Origin of the sequence: Xanthomonas sp. SHU 166, assembly GCF_000364685.1 — a bacterium.
Lineage (GTDB): Bacteria > Pseudomonadota > Gammaproteobacteria > Xanthomonadales > Xanthomonadaceae > Xanthomonas_A > Xanthomonas_A sontii.
The window spans coordinates 1-1188 of record NZ_AQOJ01000548.1; the positions used below are offsets into that span (position 1 = coordinate 1).

Sequence of the window (1188 nt, forward strand, 5' to 3'; positions counted from 1 at the left end):
CCGCCGCGCACAGGCAGAACCAGGCCAGCCACGCCAGCCACACGCTGGCGCGCCACAGCCCGCCGCGTGCCGGCGCGGCGGCCACGGCCTGCAGGCGCTCGCCATAGGGCACGCGCAAGGCCGGCGCATTGCCGCGCCGTGCCCGCAGCAACAGATTGGCCAGCAGGGGCAGCGGCATCGCCAGCCACATCCACGGCCAGGCGAAGCCGGCCAGCAGGTCGCTGAGGCTCTGCCACGACGAAGACACCAGGCTCATCGCCGTCCTCCACGCCGCGCCGCCATCAACGCCAGGAAGCGGCGCCGCGCCAGCGGCAGCAATGTCTGCACCTGCGCCGGGTCGAGGCTGGGGCGGTAGCCACCGTCGAGCAACACGCGGCCGGGGCCGGCGGAGAACGCCTGGTGTTTGTCGCCGCCATCAAGGAACCGCAGCCAGTCCTCTCCCTGCAACACCGCCGCGGCGGGATCCCGACGTTGCGCCGCGCGCCGGAGCAGCTCCGAGACCGCGGCCACCTGCGCCGGCGGTTCGCCCGTGCGCGTCGCCGCATCGAACTGACGCTGCCAGCGCTGCTCGCGCCGGCGCCGGCGCATCCATACCAACAGTGCCACGCCGAGCGCCAGCAGCAGCACCGCCGCCAGCATCCACCAGCCCGGTGCGGGCGGCCACCAGGCCGGTGCCGGCGGCAGATGCACATCGCGCAGTGGCAATTGCTGCGGGCTCATGCCGACGCCCCCCGTTGCACCGGCAGCAACCACGACTCGCTGGGTGCGTCGCTCAGCAACACCCGCACCTGCACGCCGCGGCCCGGCAGTTCCGCCGCCAGGGTTTCCAACGGCTGCACGAATTGCGCGCGCCAGCGCTGTTGCGCGGTGCTCGCCAGCAGATCCACCTCCACGCGGCGGCCGCTTGCCCAGAACGGCAGGGCGGCGCGTGGCGGATGCACTTCCAGCGGATCGGCGAGCAGCAGCAACTCCACTTCGTTGTGCAGCGCCAGCCCGGCCCAGCGCGCGGCGGGCACGGCCTGCGCACTGGCCGGATCGGCCAGCACGGTCAGGCGCGATCCCGGGCGCAGCAGCTTGGCCGCGTGATCCAGCGCCATGGTCAGGCCCGCATCGTCCTGCGGCGGCTGCGCATACCAGCGCGCCAGCGCATCGAGCACGCGCAGCACGCCGCGCGGCCCGGCGGCGGGC

1 protein-coding gene and 2 pseudogenes are annotated in these 1188 nt (G+C 74.3%); all 3 read right to left on the minus strand.

The window, feature by feature from the left end; translation table 11 throughout:
• Positions 1-256 (minus strand): annotated as a pseudogene (locus tag D180_RS14025) (VWA domain-containing protein); the annotation flags it as partial.
• Positions 253-720: a DUF4381 family protein gene (locus D180_RS14030; RefSeq protein WP_017913297.1), complete on the minus strand. Its 468-nt coding sequence runs from the start codon at positions 718-720 to the stop codon at positions 253-255. The gene D180_RS14030 and the pseudogene D180_RS14025, both read right to left, overlap by 4 nt.
• Positions 717-1188, minus strand: a pseudogene (locus D180_RS14035) (DUF58 domain-containing protein); the annotation flags it as partial. The gene D180_RS14030 and the pseudogene D180_RS14035, both read right to left, overlap by 4 nt.